General features: G+C 51.0%; 5 tRNA genes. All 5 read right to left on the reverse strand.

What is annotated here, in order from left to right:
• Positions 1-15: 15 nt before the first annotated feature.
• The 5 genes from G5B47_RS25240 to G5B47_RS25260 all read right to left on the reverse strand — a co-directional run bounded on the left by G5B47_RS25240 (position 16) and on the right by G5B47_RS25260 (position 647).
• Positions 16-91 (reverse strand) — tRNA-Val (locus tag G5B47_RS25240).
• 126 nt (positions 92-217) lie between these two features.
• Positions 218-292 (reverse strand) — tRNA-Glu (locus G5B47_RS25245).
• 42 nt (positions 293-334) lie between these two features.
• Positions 335-423, reverse strand: a tRNA-Ser gene (locus tag G5B47_RS25250).
• A 71-nt stretch (positions 424-494) separates the two neighbouring features.
• Positions 495-567 (reverse strand) — tRNA-Asn (locus G5B47_RS25255).
• 3 nt (positions 568-570) lie between these two features.
• Positions 571-647 (reverse strand) — tRNA-Ile (locus tag G5B47_RS25260).
• Positions 648-706: the final 59 nt, after the last annotated feature.

Here is a 706-nt window from a genome sequence, read left to right on the forward strand (position 1 = left end):
AAAAATATTGAATTATGGTGGAGGCTGAGGGGATCGAACCCCCGACCCTCTGCTTGTAAGGCAGATGCTCTCCCAGCTGAGCTAAGCCTCCATATTATTAAGGAAATGGTGACCCGTAGGGGATACGCCTCGCAAGCGAGTCGACTGCGATGTATTCCTAACGATGCCAATGCTCCGACGAACCATTTGGGATTCTCATCCCCGGCTAAGAAGAAAATGGTGACCCGTAGGGGATTCGAACCCCTGTTACCTCCGTGAAAGGGAGGTGTCTTAACCCCTTGACCAACGGGCCATGCTAAAAGTTACAGTCATTATCTTATCCGATGGAATCCAACGGAGAGAGAGGGATTCGAACCCTCGAGACGCTTTTGACGCCTACACGATTTCCAATCGTGCTCCTTCGGCCAACTCGGACACCTCTCCATGAGATGAAGGGTACACCGGAAAGCGGGCAAATAACATTTCTGTCCATCTACTGCTTTCCGGAGCGGTAACTCCCCGAACAGGACTCGAACCTGTGACAACTCGATTAACAGTCGAGTGCTCTACCAACTGAGCTATCAGGGATCATGGTGGGCCCTAGTGGACTCGAACCACCGACCTCACCCTTATCAGGGGTGCGCTCTAACCAGCTGAGCTAAGGGCCCTTTTGGGTAATATGTAAACGCTGCGAGCATAAATATCACAACGAAATATTAGGTTGTCC

Origin of the sequence: Paenibacillus apii (assembly GCF_011043685.1) — a bacterium.
In the GTDB taxonomy this organism is placed as follows: Bacteria; Bacillota; Bacilli; order Paenibacillales; family Paenibacillaceae; genus Paenibacillus_AQ; species Paenibacillus_AQ sabinae.